This window comes from Streptomyces sp. NBC_00483 (assembly GCF_036013745.1).
In the GTDB taxonomy this organism is placed as follows: domain Bacteria; phylum Actinomycetota; class Actinomycetes; order Streptomycetales; family Streptomycetaceae; genus Streptomyces.
The window spans coordinates 5,568,683-5,581,892 of record NZ_CP107880.1 but is presented as its reverse complement, the minus strand read 5'-3'; the positions used below and the strand labels follow the sequence as shown (position 1 = coordinate 5,581,892).

12 protein-coding genes are annotated in these 13,210 nt (G+C 69.3%); 5 read left to right on the top strand and 7 right to left on the bottom strand.

Going from position 1 to position 13,210, the window contains the following annotated elements; translation table 11 throughout:
- Window positions 1-248: 248 nt before the first annotated feature.
- The 3 genes from OHA73_RS25020 to OHA73_RS25010 all read right to left on the bottom strand — a co-directional run bounded on the left by OHA73_RS25020 (window position 249) and on the right by OHA73_RS25010 (window position 2,708).
- Window positions 249-896, bottom strand: coding sequence for a CE1759 family FMN reductase (locus OHA73_RS25020; RefSeq protein WP_327656176.1), 648 nt, complete (start codon window positions 894-896; stop codon window positions 249-251).
- Window positions 893-1,996 (bottom strand): LLM class flavin-dependent oxidoreductase, encoded by a 1,104-nt coding sequence (locus OHA73_RS25015; RefSeq protein ID WP_327658524.1) that lies wholly within the window; start codon window positions 1,994-1,996, stop codon window positions 893-895. The genes OHA73_RS25020 and OHA73_RS25015 overlap by 4 nt, the downstream gene beginning before the upstream one ends.
- A gap of 97 nt (window positions 1,997-2,093) precedes the next feature.
- Window positions 2,094-2,708: a TIGR03086 family metal-binding protein gene (locus OHA73_RS25010; protein WP_267069585.1), complete on the bottom strand. Its 615-nt coding sequence runs from the start codon at window positions 2,706-2,708 to the stop codon at window positions 2,094-2,096.
- A 103-nt stretch (window positions 2,709-2,811) separates the two neighbouring features.
- Between OHA73_RS25010 and OHA73_RS25005 the strand changes: the two genes are divergently transcribed.
- Window positions 2,812-3,624, top strand: coding sequence for a helix-turn-helix domain-containing protein (locus tag OHA73_RS25005; RefSeq protein ID WP_267072821.1), 813 nt, complete (start codon window positions 2,812-2,814; stop codon window positions 3,622-3,624).
- On the opposite strand, the gene OHA73_RS25000 is transcribed toward OHA73_RS25005, so the two are convergent.
- The 3 genes from OHA73_RS25000 to OHA73_RS24990 all read right to left on the bottom strand — a co-directional run bounded on the left by OHA73_RS25000 (window position 3,621) and on the right by OHA73_RS24990 (window position 5,830).
- A complete protein-coding gene (locus tag OHA73_RS25000; RefSeq protein ID WP_267073048.1) occupies window positions 3,621-3,812 on the bottom strand; it encodes a hypothetical protein in 192 nt (63 codons plus the stop codon). The two genes, OHA73_RS25005 and OHA73_RS25000, sit on opposite strands and share 4 nt — an antisense overlap.
- The gene (locus tag OHA73_RS24995) at window positions 3,799-4,569 is read right to left on the bottom strand and encodes an SDR family NAD(P)-dependent oxidoreductase (RefSeq protein ID WP_266712802.1); all 771 of its coding nucleotides are present in this window, start codon (window positions 4,567-4,569) and stop codon (window positions 3,799-3,801) included. The genes OHA73_RS25000 and OHA73_RS24995 overlap by 14 nt, the downstream gene beginning before the upstream one ends.
- A 67-nt stretch (window positions 4,570-4,636) precedes the next feature.
- Window positions 4,637-5,830: an RtcB family protein gene (locus OHA73_RS24990; protein WP_267069586.1), complete on the bottom strand. Its 1,194-nt coding sequence runs from the start codon at window positions 5,828-5,830 to the stop codon at window positions 4,637-4,639.
- Window positions 5,831-6,042: 212 nt separating this feature from the next.
- On the opposite strand from OHA73_RS24990, the gene OHA73_RS24985 reads away from it, so the two are divergent.
- The 3 genes from OHA73_RS24985 (at window position 6,043) to OHA73_RS24975 (ending at window position 9,370) form a co-directional block, all read left to right on the top strand.
- Window positions 6,043-6,897 (top strand): DUF3558 domain-containing protein, encoded by an 855-nt coding sequence (locus OHA73_RS24985; protein ID WP_266712798.1) that lies wholly within the window; start codon window positions 6,043-6,045, stop codon window positions 6,895-6,897.
- 149 nt (window positions 6,898-7,046) lie between these two features.
- Entirely contained in the window at window positions 7,047-7,886 is an 840-nt protein-coding gene (locus OHA73_RS24980; protein ID WP_267069587.1) for a DUF3558 family protein, read from the top strand.
- 170 nt (window positions 7,887-8,056) lie between these two features.
- The gene (locus tag OHA73_RS24975; protein WP_267069588.1) at window positions 8,057-9,370 is read left to right on the top strand and encodes a DUF2637 domain-containing protein; all 1,314 of its coding nucleotides are present in this window, start codon (window positions 8,057-8,059) and stop codon (window positions 9,368-9,370) included.
- A gap of 65 nt (window positions 9,371-9,435) precedes the next feature.
- Here the strand turns inward: OHA73_RS24975 and lysS are convergent, their stop codons facing one another.
- On the bottom strand, window positions 9,436-11,247 hold the full coding sequence (gene lysS / locus OHA73_RS24970; RefSeq protein ID WP_267069589.1) for a lysine--tRNA ligase: 1,812 nt from the start codon (window positions 11,245-11,247) through the stop codon (window positions 9,436-9,438).
- 141 nt (window positions 11,248-11,388) lie between these two features.
- Here lysS and argS point away from each other — a divergent pair, with 141 nt between their 5' ends.
- Window positions 11,389-13,149, top strand: coding sequence for an arginine--tRNA ligase (argS, locus tag OHA73_RS24965; protein ID WP_327656175.1), 1,761 nt, complete (start codon window positions 11,389-11,391; stop codon window positions 13,147-13,149).
- Window positions 13,150-13,210: the final 61 nt, after the last annotated feature.

Here is a 13,210-nt window from a genome sequence, read left to right as displayed (position 1 = left end):
GGGCTTGATTTGCCCAGCCTCCGCCGATGGCCCCGTCCCCGCCCATAACGGTCGACCGCACCCGCCTTGGGTCCGTGACCGCAAGGACGGCTCCCGCCCACTGCGGTCGACCGCCGCCGACTTGGGCAATCTGCCGCCTAGGGCGGCAGGGTGGGCAAGGCGGCGCCCCGGTGCCGCGTGACGAGAACGGCGAGGGCCGGCCCCGGTACAGGCCCGGCCCCCGGTCCCGCGTAAGTAGAACCGCGGCGTCACCCGACCCGCAGCGCCTCCAGGCGTTCCGCGAAGGGGACGACCTCGAAGCCGTCCTCCGGGTCCACGGACGTGATCGCGCCGTGCAGTGAGCGCGGGGCGATCGCCGACGCCGTGTCCACGTCGGGGGCCTGCGCGGGAGGCCCCATGAACCGCGCCAACTCCCCACCCGCCCGCGCGATACGAGCGGCAAGGCCCTCCTCGCCCCAGTCCTCCGACGCCGCGTACACGGCGGTCGGGAGGACGACGGCCCGGAGGTACGTGAAGAGCGGGCGCAGTGCGTGCTCGGTCACGAGCGAGTGGCGGGCCGTGCCGCCGGTCGCGCCGACGAGCACCGGCTTCCCCGTCAGCGCATCCTTGTCGATCAGGTCGAAGAACGATTTGAACAGGCCGCTGTACGAGGCGGAGAAGACCGGGGTCACCGCGATCAACCCGTCCGCCGCCGCCACCGCATCGAGCGCGGCGGCCAGCCGGACCGGCGGGAAACCGGTGACGAAGTGCTGGGCGATCTCCGTGGCGTAGTCACGCAGTTCGAGCACCTCGACCTCCCCGTCCACGTGCTCCGTGGTCGCGGCAGCCAGCCGATCGGCCAGCAGCCGCGTGGACGACGGAGCACTCAGCCCCGCCGACACGACGACGAGCTTCACTTCGAACTCCCTTCATCAGAAGCAGAAGCCGACTTGGCGGCGACACGGGCCGCATGCGTGGGCGCATCCGGCACATTCGCCGGCCGCTTGTTCGCGAACTCCTTGCGCAGCACCGGCACGACCTCCTCGCCCAGCAGGTCGAGCTGCTCCAGGACCGTCTTCAGCGGCAGCCCCGCGTGGTCCATGAGGAACAGCTGGCGCTGGTAGTCGCCCACGTAGTCACGGAAGGACAGCGTCCGCTCGATGACCTCCTGCGGCGAACCGACCGTCAGCGGCGTCTGCGACGTGAACTCCTCAAGCGACGGACCGTGCCCGTACACCGGCGCGTTGTCGAAGTACGGGCGGAACTCGCGCACCGCGTCCTGGGAGTTCTTCCGCATGAAGACCTGGCCACCGAGGCCGACGATCGCCTGCTCCGGCGTGCCGTGCCCGTAGTGGGCGTAGCGCTGCCGGTACAGGTTCACCATCTGCTTGGTGTGGGAGGCCGGCCAGAAGATGTGGTTGTGGAAGAAGCCGTCGCCGTAGTACGCGGCCTGCTCGGCGATCTCCGGCGAGCGGATGGAGCCGTGCCACACGAAGGGCGCGACACCGTCCATCGGACGCGGCGTCGACGTGAACGACTGGAGCGGCGTACGGAACTTGCCCTTCCACGTCACGACGTCCTCGTCCCAGAGGCGGCGCAGCAGCGCGTAGTTCTCGATGGCGAGGTCGATGCCGTCCCGGATGTCCTTGCCGAACCACGGGTAGACCGGACCGGTGTTGCCGCGCCCCATCATGAGGTCGACCCGGCCGTCCGCGACGTGCTGCAGCATCGCGAAGTCCTCGGCGATCTTCACCGGGTCGTTCGTGGTGATCAGCGTCGTCGACGTGGACAGGATCAGGTTCTCGGTGCGGGCCGCGATGTGGCCGAGCATCGTCGTCGGCGAGGACGGGACGAACGGCGGGTTGTGGTGCTCACCGGTGGCGAAGACGTCCAGGCCGACCTCCTCCGCCTTCTGCGCGATGGCGAGCATCGCCTTGATGCGCTCGTGCTCGCTCGGCGCGCGTCCGGTCGTCGGGTCCACGGTGACGTCACCGACGGTGAAGATCCCGAACTGCATGCTGCTCACCTTGCTCACCTTCCGCAGGTTGTTGACGCTTCAACTATACCTCCGGAACGGTGCACGGTCGCGCGCTATTCCCCGACGCCGTCGCCACCTACTTCCCGTACGGATCCCGGCCCGTGGCGGCCAGCAGGCGAGTGAGCGGATCCGCGTCCGCGCCCACCGGCACGGCCGCCCCGAACACCCCCATCTCCCGGCCCGTCGGCGCGAGCCGCTCCACGACCTCCGTGAGCTCCGCCACCACCGCCGGATCGGCCCCGTACTCCTGGCCGGTCGCCCGCGCCAGATCCCACGCGTGCGCGGTCAGATCCAGCAGCGCCATCCCGCCCACGGTCCGCGCCGGCATGTTCAGCGCCCCGGTCGTCCCCTCCTCGGCCCCGGGCGTGGACCAGGCCTCGACCAGCGCCTCCGCCTCACGCGCGAACCGCTCCCGCCAGTCGGCCTCCGCCACGTAGTCCGGCGGCGAGGAGAAGTCGGAGTCCTGCTTCACCGCGAGCTTCTGGAACTCGACGACCACGTGGAGAAGGTGGTTGGCCAGGGCCCTCACGTCGTAGTCCGCGCACGGCGTGGGGGCATCGAGGGCCTTGTCCTCGATCCCGGCGACGACCGGGACGGCACGGGAGACGGCCGCGGCGAGCAGCGCGCCCAGGGACTTCGTGTGCGTCTGCTTCTCGTTCGTGTTCTCGTTCGTGTTCTCGTTCGTGTCCATGACTCGACGCTACGAGCGCACGGCCCGCCCGGCTTGAAGAAACACGACGCCACGGAACCGCACTGTCAGTGCCCCGCTCTACGCTCTCCCCATGTCACAGGACATGTCGCAGGACCGCCCCGACACCCGCGGGATCGTCGAGCCGACCGCGCTGCTCACGCGCGTACGGCTGCGGCACCACGAACCCGCCGAGCCGCTGCGCCGGCACGTCGAGAACTACTGGTTCATCGACTGGGACCTGCCGGAGCCCTACGCATCGAACGTGCTGCCCCACCCGTCCGTGCACCTCACCTTCCAGCAGGACGACATCGACCAGCCGCCGTACGGGGAGCTGACCGGCGTCGCCGCGCCCGGCCTCTACACGCGCAAGATCCACGGGCGGGGAAGGGTGTGCGGGGTGAAGTTCCGGCCCGGGGCGTTCCGACCGTTCGCGCCGGACGCGCCGGTCTCGGAGTGGACGGGCCGCGTCCTGCCCTACGAGGAGATCTTCCCGGCCACGGACCCGGCGGCCATCCTCTCCCCCGCAGACACCACCGACGACGCGGGCCGGATCGCCGCCCTCGACGCGTACCTGCTGCCCCTCGCCCCCACCGCACCCGACCCGCAGGCGGAGCTCGCGATCGGCCTGGTCGACCGCATAAGAGCCGACCGTGGGGTCCGCCGCGTAGCCGACTTCGCGCAGGCCGAGGGCATGACGGTGCGGTCGCTGCAACGCCTCTTCCACGCGTACGTGGGCGTCAGCCCCAAGTGGTGCATCCTGCGCTACCGCATCCACGAGGCGGTGGAGACGGCCGCGGCCCGCCGCAACATCGACTGGGCCGCCCTGGCCGCCGACCTCGGCTACGCGGACCAGGCCCACCTCGTACGGGACTTCACATCGACGGTGGGGGTACCCCCGACGGCATACGCAGGCTAGTTGGCGTGCTTGATCGCGTAGATCATCACGAACGCGACGATATGAATCCCGAACAGGAAGTACCCCAGGTACCACCACATGTACCGCTCGCCGCGCTTCTCCTCCGCGCGACGCCGCTCGTCGTACTCCCGCTGAAGCACGTCGAGCGGATCGCTCTCACCAGCCTGCTCGGAGCTATGACTGCTCACGATGCACCTTGGTGTTGGACGCCTGAGCACGCGGCCGCACCACCAGCAGGTCGATGTTCACGTGCGGCGGCCGGGTCACGGCCCAGCTGATGGTGTCGGCGACATCGTCCGCGCTCAGCGGCTCGGCCACGCCCTGGTACACCTTCGCGGCCTTCTCCTCGTCCCCGCCGAACCGGGTCAGCGCGAACTCATCGGTCTTCACCATCCCCGGCGCGACCTCGATGACCCGCACCGGAGTCCCGACGATCTCGAGCCGCAGCGTCTCCGCGAGCACGTGCTCCCCATGCTTGGCGGCGACGTACCCGCCCCCACCTTCATACGTCCCATGCCCAGCGGTCGACGACAGAACAACAACAGTCCCATCCCCACTCGCGGTGAGGGCGGGCAGCAGCGCCTGCGTGACATTGAGCGTGCCGATGACGTTCGTCTCGTACATCTGCCGCCACTGATCCGGGTCCCCGGTGGCAACGGGATCGGCACCGAGGGCGCCACCGGCGTTGTTCACGAGCACGCCGATGGTCTTGAACGCGGAAGCGAACTCGTCGACGGCAGCCCGATCGGTCACGTCCAACGCGTACGCGACGGCATCGTGCCCAGCAGCCGTGATCTCCTTCGCGACCGCGTCGATCCGGTCCTGCCGGCGAGCCGTGAGCACCACGCGATACCCCTCGGCCGCCAGCTGCCGAGCAGTAGCAGCACCAATGCCACTGCTCGCGCCCGTGACGACGGCAATACGGGATGCGGGGGCGGGAGCCATGGTCTTGCCCTACCTTTCGGCGACGATCCACTGAATCGCAGCCCAGGGTACGCGCGGCCCCAGTGGGTCAGCCCTTCACACAGACGACCTGCTTGAGCTTGGCCACGACCTCCACGAGGTCCCGCTGCTGGTCGATGACCTGCTCGATCGGCTTGTACGCGCCCGGGATCTCGTCCACGACGCCGGAGTCCTTGCGGCACTCCACGCCCCGCGTCTGCTCCTCCAGGTCTCGCGTCGAGAAGCGCTTCTTCGCGGCGTTCCGGCTCATCTTCCGGCCCGCGCCGTGCGACGCGGAGTTGAAGGACGCCGCGTTGCCGAGGCCCTTCACGATGTACGAGCCCGTGCCCATGGAACCGGGGATGATCCCGTACTCGCCGGAGCCCGCGCGGATCGCCCCCTTGCGGGTGACCAGCAGGTCGACACCCTCGTACCGTTCCTCGCTCACGTAATTGTGGTGAGCACTGATCTCCGGCTCGAACGTCGGCTTCGCCTTCTTGAACTCCTTGCGGATCACGTCCTTGAAGAGCGCCATCATGATCGTGCGGTTGTACTTGGCGTACTCCTGCGCCCAGAACAGGTCGTTGCGGTACGCCGCCATCTGCGGGGTCTCCGCGATGAACACGGCGAGGTCGCGGTCGACCAGGTTCTGGTTGTGCGCCAGGCTCTGCGCCACGCCGATGTGATGGTCCGCCAGTTCCTTGCCGATGTTGCGGGAACCGGAGTGCAGCATGAGCCAGACCGAATCAGACATATCTACGCAAAACTCTACAAAGTGGTTGCCCGAGCCTAGCGTTCCCATCTGCCTCACGGCCCGCCCCTCCCGGAACTTCACCGCATCGGCGACCCCGCCGAACCGTCCCCAGAAGTCGTCCCACCCACCCGTGGCGAACCCGTGCAGCCGGCCCGGATCCACCGGCTCGTCATGCATGCCGCGGCCCACCGGAATCGCCTGCTCGATCTTCGAGCGGAGGCGGGACAGGTCGCCCGGGAGGTCGTTCGCTGTCAGGGACGTCTTTACCGCACTCATTCCGCAGCCGATGTCGACGCCGACCGCCGCCGGGCAGACCGCGCCCTGCATCGCGATCACCGAGCCGACCGTGGCGCCCTTTCCGTAGTGGACGTCGGGCATGACGGCCAGGCCCTTGATCCAGGGGAGCGTCGCCACGTTCTGGAGCTGCTGGAGCGCGCCCGGGTCCACCGTGGCCGGGTCGGCCCACATGCGGATCGGGACCTTGGCGCCCGGAACCTCTACGTATGACATGAAATCCCCCGAGGATCGGATGAGTTGGTACGAGTTGGTCAACTTCGAGTTGAAGCAGCGGAAATGGATGTAGCGCAAATACCGGCGCCAGCGCGGCAAATCGGATGCCGGACCGGCATTCACGGCGGCGCGTGCGATAGACATGGTGCCCATTGGCCGCCCCGTCGCGGCAACCGATTAACCAGGCGCGAAGCGCCGAGAGGAGCCTCAGGGTGCAGCGGAAGTCGTACGCGTTCGTACCGGGTGTCGCCGTGCTCCTTGCGGCTGTGCTCGCCGGCTGCACCAGTGGTTCCGACGGCGACGGCGGGGCCGACGACTCGAAGCCGGGTGAGCCGACCGCGACCGCGTCGACCGCGGAGCCGGGCAAGTACCGGACGCTGCCCGAGCCGTGCAGCCAGCCCGACCGGGGCACGCTGGACGAGATGCTGCCCGGCATCAGGAAGCTCCCGGACGCGGAGCAGCGGGAGAAGGCGTACGAGGGTGTGGCCACGGTCACGTACGACACGGATCGCCGGGTCGGGTGCCGGTGGAAGGACGATTCGGCCCGGGACGGCACGCATCGTCTGAGCCTCGACTTCGAGCGTGTGGTGTCGTACGACACGGCGGTGAGCGATGACGACCGTGCGGCGTCCGTGTTCGCGTCGAAGGCGGACGCGGCCCATCTGCCGGAGCCGGTGGCGTCGGAGGCCTCGGCTTCCGCGTCGTCGGAGGCCTCGGACGAGCCGTCGGCCGACGCCTCCGACGCCAAGGGCGGCGATGCCTCCGACTCCCCCGGCTCACCCAGCTCCTCCGCCTCGGGCAGTGGGTCGCCCTCCGGGACGTCTGCTGATCTTCAGCCGCGACTGCTCGACGACCTCGGCGACGAGGCGTTCGTCGACGACGTGCTGGCGGGTCCGACGACCGGTCGGCACCGCACGGTGACTGTGGCGTTCCGCACGTCGAATGTGTTGGTGACCGTCCGGTACGAGGTGCAGTCGGCGACCGCAGCGAAGGTGCCGGACAGCAAGGAAATGCAGGACACAGCCCGGAATCTGGCCGGGAACCTGGTCGGCAAGTTCGGCGATTAGGGGCATTCGGGCACAGCCCGGTGGCATGGTGAAGGCGAGACGTGCGTGTCGGCCACGGCGTACGGTGACCCATCGGACCCCACTCGTGAAGGTCGAATGGTCATCACGTGTCGGGGCCGTGGCCCTGTCAGCGTCCTAGTGAAGGAACCATGCACCGTCCGACCAAGCGACTCACCCGCACCCTTGTCTGCGCGGCCGCCGTGCCTGCGGTTCTCGTCGTAGCCGGCTGCTCGTCCGGTTCCGGTTCCGACAGCGCGAAGGACGACTCGCAGGCGAAGGCCTCGGCCTCGACCTCGGGCGCCAAGGCGAAGAAGGTCACGCCCGCGACGTACAAGGAGCTGCCGCAGGCGTGCTCGGCGTTCTCGAAGGACACGCTGGGCGACCTGGTTCCGAAGGCCGAGAGCAAGGCCGGCGCGTCCGACGACGAGTCGACGCGCGCGAACTGCTCCTGGTCCAGCCTGGAGAACAACGGCGTGAAGGGCTCGCAGTTCCGCTGGCTCAATGTGTCGTTGGTCCGTTTCGACTCGGATGTGAACCGGGGCAGCGGCGACAAGCTGGCCACGAGCTACTACGCGAAGCAGATCGCGGACGCCAAGGCGACCAAGGGCGCCAAGGACGTCAAGACGATGCCGGTGTCCAAGACGGGCGACGTGGCGACGCAGATCAGCTACGACCGGAAGTACAAGGACAAGAAGGACACCGTCACGTCCAAGCAGCAGACGATCGTGTCGCGCGTGGACAACGTCGTGGTGACGGTCGACTACAACGGTTCGGGTCTTGCGGGCGAGGACGCCCCCGCCGCGGGCTCGCTGTCGAAGGACGCGCAGAAGGCGGCGAAGGAAGCGGTGGCCAAGGTCATCGAGTCCGCCAAGGGTGGCGACGCCGGCGGTTCGGCGAAGCCGTCGACCCCCGCCAAGGAGTCCAAGGGCTCCAAGGACTCCAAGGACTCGGAGAAGTCCAAGGACTCGGAGAAGTCCGAGAAGTCCTAGGAGTCCGAGAAGGGCGCGTGATCGCGGCCCGCTGACCTCCTGGTCGATCTTCTGACGGAAGCCCGGTTCCCCCTTGGGGGGCCGGGCTTCCGCGCGTACCGGCCCGCGCCCTTGCGCACGCATGTGCCAGTCTGTTGGCCGCAACAGCCGGAACTTGGAGGGGAAGTGGAGTGGCCGCGCCACTGAAGCTGACACGGACGCACCGGATACTCGTGGGGGTGGTCATCGCCGGGGCGGTGGTCATCGCCGCCATCGGTTTCGCCGGTTCGTACGCCGCTGTGCGGGAGTTGGCCCTGCAAAAGGGCTTCGGGAGCTTCTCGTACGTCTTCCCGATCGGTATCGACGCCGGTATCTGTGTGCTCCTTGCACTGGATCTGCTGCTGACGTGGATCCGGATTCCGTTCCCGTTGCTGCGTCAGACGGCGTGGCTGCTGACGGCGGCCACGATCGCCTTCAACGGCGCGGCGGCCTGGCCCGATCCGCTGGGCACCGGCATGCACGCGGTGATCCCGATCCTCTTCGTGGTGGCCGTGGAGGCGGCGCGGCACGCGATCGGGCGGATCGCGGACATCACCGCGGACAAGCACATGGAGGGCGTGCGCATCACGCGCTGGCTGCTGTCTCCGCTGCCTACGTTCTTGTTGTGGCGGCGGATGAAGCTGTGGGAGCTGCGTTCGTACGACGAGGTCATCAAGTTGGAGCAGGAGCGGCTCGTCTATCAGGCGCGGCTGCGTTCGCGGTTCGGGCGGGCGTGGCGGCGGAAGGCTCCGGTGGAGTCGCTGATGCCGCTGCGGCTTGCGCGGTACGGGGTGCCGCTGGCGCAGACGGCGCCGGAGGGTCTCGCGGCGGCGGGTATCGAGGCGCCGCTGCTGCCGGCCGTTCCGGCTGCCGCGCCCGCTCCGCGCGAGGCGCCGGCTCAGCTCACGGCGGCGCAGCCGCGGCCCGAGCAGCCCTCGGGGAACGTGGGTTACGTCCCGCCGGCGTTCAACGGGGAGCCGCGGAAGGAGTACCGGGGCGGCTACGACCCGAACTTCGAGCCGCCGGTGTTCGTTCCCGAGCCGGAGCACCAGGGTCGGTACGAGGAGCGGTACGAGGAGCGGCCGCCGCAGGCCCAGGTGCCGGCTCCCCGCGCTCCGGAGCCGGAGCCGGAGTACCAGGAGCCGCAGTACCGGGAGCCTGAGTACGTGGAACCGCAGTACCGGGAGCCGGAGTTCCAGGAGCCCGAGTTCCCGGTGCCCAACGGGGCCGGCGGGACGCGGCCGTTGGGTGACGGCGCGCCGGATCTCGTCGAGCAGCCGACGGACGACGAGCTGTACCAGGTGTTCCGCGGCTCGATAGAGGGCGAGGGGCTGCCGACGCCGAAGGCGTTCGCGGCGAACGTGGAGGCGCAGTACGGGGAGCGGCTGACGGCGGAGGACGTGCAGCGGTACATGAACCAGTTCGCGGTCCGCTTCGAGCAGGACATGATGAGCGACTACGCGTAGGCGCGGGCGCGGTCATGCGTGAGGGGCGGCACCGGATCGGATCCGGTGCCGCCCCTCACATGTGCTCAGGCCCCGAGCAGCTTGCGCACGCGGTCCGCGCCGACGGCGAGGAGCAGCGTGGGCAGTCGCGGCCCGGTGTCGCGGCCGACGAGCAGGTGGTAGAGCAGCGCGAAGAACGAGCGCTGGGCGACCTTGATCTCGGCGGGGAGTTCCTTGGCGGTGGCGTCGGCGGGGAAGCCGGCCTGGACCTTCGGAACGCCGTACACGTGGTGGGTCAGGCCGTCGAGCGACCAGTGCGAGTCCAGGCCCTCCAGGAGGAGGCGGATGGATTCGCGGCCCTGCTCGTCGAGCGCGGCGAGCGCCTCGGTGTCGGGCTCGGTGCGCACGATGGTGCGGGACTCGGCGGGTACGTACTTGGTGATCCAGGCCTCGGCCTTGTCGAGCCGGGGGCGGACGGTGTCCAGGTCCGTGACCGGGTTCGACGGGTCGAGCTCGGAGAGGATGCGCTGGGTCTGCTCCGCGTCCCCTGCGGTGACGTCGGCGACGGAGGCGAGCGTGCGGTACGGCAGCGGGCGCGGGGTGCGGGGCAGTTCGCGGCCCGCGACGCCGATGGCGCGGCTGTGCGCGGCGGCGTCGGCGGGCAGCGCGGTGCCGTCGGCGACCTTCGCGTTCAGCTTGTCCCACTCGTCGTAGAGCCGCTGGATCTCCTGGTCGAAGGCGATCTTGAACGACTGGTTGGGCCTGCGGCGGGCGTAGAGCCAGCGCAGCAGCTGCGGCTCCATGATCTCGAGCGCGTCGCTGGGGGTGGGGACCCCGCCCTTGCTCGACGACATCTTGGCCATGCCGGAGATGCCGACGAAGGCGTACATCGGGCCGATGGGCTGCTTGCCGCCGAAGATGCCGACGATCTGGCCGCCGACCTGGAACGACGAGCCCGGCGACGAGTGGTCCACGCCGGACGGCTCGAAGATGACGCCCTCGTAGGCCCAGCGCATCGGCCAGTCGACCTTCCAGACCAGCTTGCCGCGGTTGAACTCCGACAGCCGGACGGTCTCGGTGAAGCCGTCGAGGGTGCAGGTGTAGGACAGCTCCGTCGTCTCGTCGTCGTACGAGGTGACGGTGGTGAGGTCCTTGCCGCACTGGCCGCAGAACGGCTTGTACGGGTAGTAGCCGCCCGTGCCGCCGCTGCCGTCGTCCTCGTCGGCCGCGCCGGAGCCCTCGGCGGCCTCCAGCTCGGCCTCGTCGACCGGCTTCTGGTTCTTCTGCGGCTTCTTCGGATCCTTCTTCGTGCGGTACTGATCAAGGATCGCGTCGATGTCGCCGCGGTGCTTCATGGCGTGCAGGATCTGCTCGCGGTACGTGCCGGCCTGGTACTGCTCGGTCTGGCTGATGCCGTCGAACTCGACGCCGAGGTCGGCGAGGGCCGAGGTCATGGCGGCCTTGAAGTGCTCCGCCCAGTTCGGGTACGCGGATCCGGCGGGGGCGGGCACGGACGTGAGCGGCTTGCCGATGTGCTCGGCCCAGGACTCGTCGACGCCGGGGACGCCGGCCGGGACCTTGCGGTAGCGGTCGAAGTCGTCCCAGGAGATCAGGTGCCTGACCTCGTACCCGCGGCGGCGGACCTCGTCGGCGACCAGGTGCGGGGTCATGACCTCGCGGAGGTTGCCGAGGTGGATCGGGCCTGACGGGGAGAGGCCGGAGGCGACGACGATCGGTTTGCCCGGGGCACGCCGCTCGGACTCGGCGATGACATCGTCCGCGTAACGGGAGACCCAGTCTGCGTTCTCCTGGGTCTCCGCTCCGGTGCTCTGGGCCACGGTCGGCTCGTCCTTCTCTCCGTGATCGGGGGTGTGCGCGCGTACCGCGCGCGCTGCCATTGTCCCAGCTACCCGGGCCCTGGGAAAAACGCGTTGTTCAGCGGGCCGCGGGGAGCATGCCGAAAAACCGCTTTGCGGCCCCGTGGAATACTGGCTGTGACTCTTTCAACCCAGCCCCGACCAGAACGGCAGCCCTTACCCATGGCCCCGGTCCCGTCCATCACCGCCTCCGTCAACGCACGCCTTGCCGACGCCCTGACCTCCGCCCTGCCGGAGGCCGGCGGCGCGGACCCGCTGCTGCGACGTAGCGACCGGGCCGACTACCAGGCCAACGGGATCCTGGCCCTCGCCAAGAAGGCGAAGGCGAACCCGCGGGAGCTGGCCACGCAGGTCGTCGAGAAGATCACGAACGGCGAGCTGATCGCCGAGGTCGAGGTCTCGGGCCCCGGCTTCCTGAACGTGACGGTCACCGACAAGGCGATCACCGAGACGCTCGCGGCGCGCGCCGCCGACACGGACCGGCTCGGCGTGCCGACGAAGGCGGAGCCGGGCGTCACGGTGATCGACTACGCGCAGCCGAACGTGGCGAAGGAGATGCACGTCGGCCACCTGCGGTCCGCCGTGATCGGTGACGCGCTGCGCGGCATGCTCGACTTCACGGGCGAGCGGACGATCGGCCGGCACCACATCGGTGACTGGGGCACGCAGTTCGGCATGCTCATCCAGTACGTGATCGAGCACCCGGAGGAGCTGCCGAAGGCCGGTGCGGACGCCGACGGCGAGCAGGCCATGTCGACGCTGAACCGGATCTACAAGGCTTCGCGCGCCGTCTTCGACGCGGACGAGGACTTCAAGGAGCGGGCCCGTAAGCGGGTCGTGGCGCTCCAGTCCGGCGACAAGGAGACGCTCGACCTGTGGCAGCGGTTCGTCGACGAGTCGAAGGTCTACTTCTACTCGGTCTTCGAGAAGCTCGACATGGAGATCCGCGACGACGAGATCGTCGGTGAGTCGGCGTACAACGACGGCATGCCGGAGACGGCCCGCCTCCTGGAGGAGTCGGGTGTCGCGGTCCGCTCGGAGGGCGCGCTCGTCGTCTTCTTCGACGACATCAAGGGCAAGGACGACCAGCCGGTCCCGCTGATCGTGCAGAAGGCGGACGGCGGCTTCGGCTACGCGGCCTCCGACCTGACGGCGATCCGCAACCGCGTCCAGGACCTGGACGCGACGTCGCTCCTGTACGTCGTGGACGTGCGCCAGTCGCTGCACTTCAAGATGGTCTTCGAGACGGCGCGGCGCGCGGGCTGGCTCTCCGACGAGGTGAGTGCGCACAACATGGCGTACGGCACGGTGCTCGGCGCGGACGGCAAGCCGTTCAAGACGCGTGCGGGTGAGACGGTGCGCCTGGAGGACCTGCTCGACGAGGCGGTGCAGCGTGCCGCCGAGGTCGTCCGGGAGAAGGCGCGGGACCTCAGCGAGGACGAGATCCAGGAGCGGGCCGCGCAGGTCGGCATCGGCGCGGTGAAGTACGCGGACCTGTCGACGTCGCCGAGCCGCGACTACAAGTTCGACCTGGACCAGATGGTGTCGCTGAACGGCGACACGTCCGTCTACCTCCAGTACGCGTACGCCCGTATCCAGTCGATCCTGCGCAAGGCGGGAGACTCGAAGCCGGCCGCGCACGCGGAGCTCGAACTCGCCCCGGCGGAGCGGGCGTTGGGTCTGCACCTGGACGCGTTCGGCGACACGGTCTTCGAGGCGGCCGCCGAGTACGCGCCGCACAAGCTGGCCGCGTACCTGTACCAGCTGGCGTCGCTGTACACGACGTTCTACGACAAGTGCCCGGTCCTGAAGGCGGATTCGACGGAGCAGGTGGAGAACCGCCTGTTCCTGTGCGACCTGACGGCCCGGACGCTGCACCGGGGCATGGCGCTCCTCGGCATCCGCACGCCCGAGAAGCTCTGACCGCACCTGCACGTACACCGCGGCCCGTCCTCCCTTCCGGGAGGGCGGGCCGCGGTGCGTC

Excerpts from the sequence above, each read along its gene's own strand:
- OHA73_RS24995 (WP_266712802.1), bottom strand. The coding sequence starts at position 4,569 with ATGGCTCCCGCCCCCGCATCCCGTATTGCCGTCGTCACGGGCGCGAGC.
- OHA73_RS25010 (WP_267069585.1), bottom strand. The coding sequence starts at position 2,708 with ATGGACACGAACGAGAACACGAACGAGAACACGAACGAGAAGCAGACG.
- OHA73_RS24990 (WP_267069586.1), bottom strand. The coding sequence starts at position 5,830 with ATGTCATACGTAGAGGTTCCGGGCGCCAAGGTCCCGATCCGCATGTGG.
- OHA73_RS25015 (WP_327658524.1), bottom strand. The coding sequence starts at position 1,996 with ATGCAGTTCGGGATCTTCACCGTCGGTGACGTCACCGTGGACCCGACG.
- argS (WP_327656175.1), top strand. The coding sequence starts at position 11,389 with ATGGCCCCGGTCCCGTCCATCACCGCCTCCGTCAACGCACGCCTTGCC.
- OHA73_RS24980 (WP_267069587.1), top strand. The coding sequence starts at position 7,047 with ATGCACCGTCCGACCAAGCGACTCACCCGCACCCTTGTCTGCGCGGCC.
- lysS (WP_267069589.1), bottom strand. The coding sequence starts at position 11,247 with ATGGCAGCGCGCGCGGTACGCGCGCACACCCCCGATCACGGAGAGAAG.
- OHA73_RS25005 (WP_267072821.1), top strand. The coding sequence starts at position 2,812 with ATGTCGCAGGACCGCCCCGACACCCGCGGGATCGTCGAGCCGACCGCG.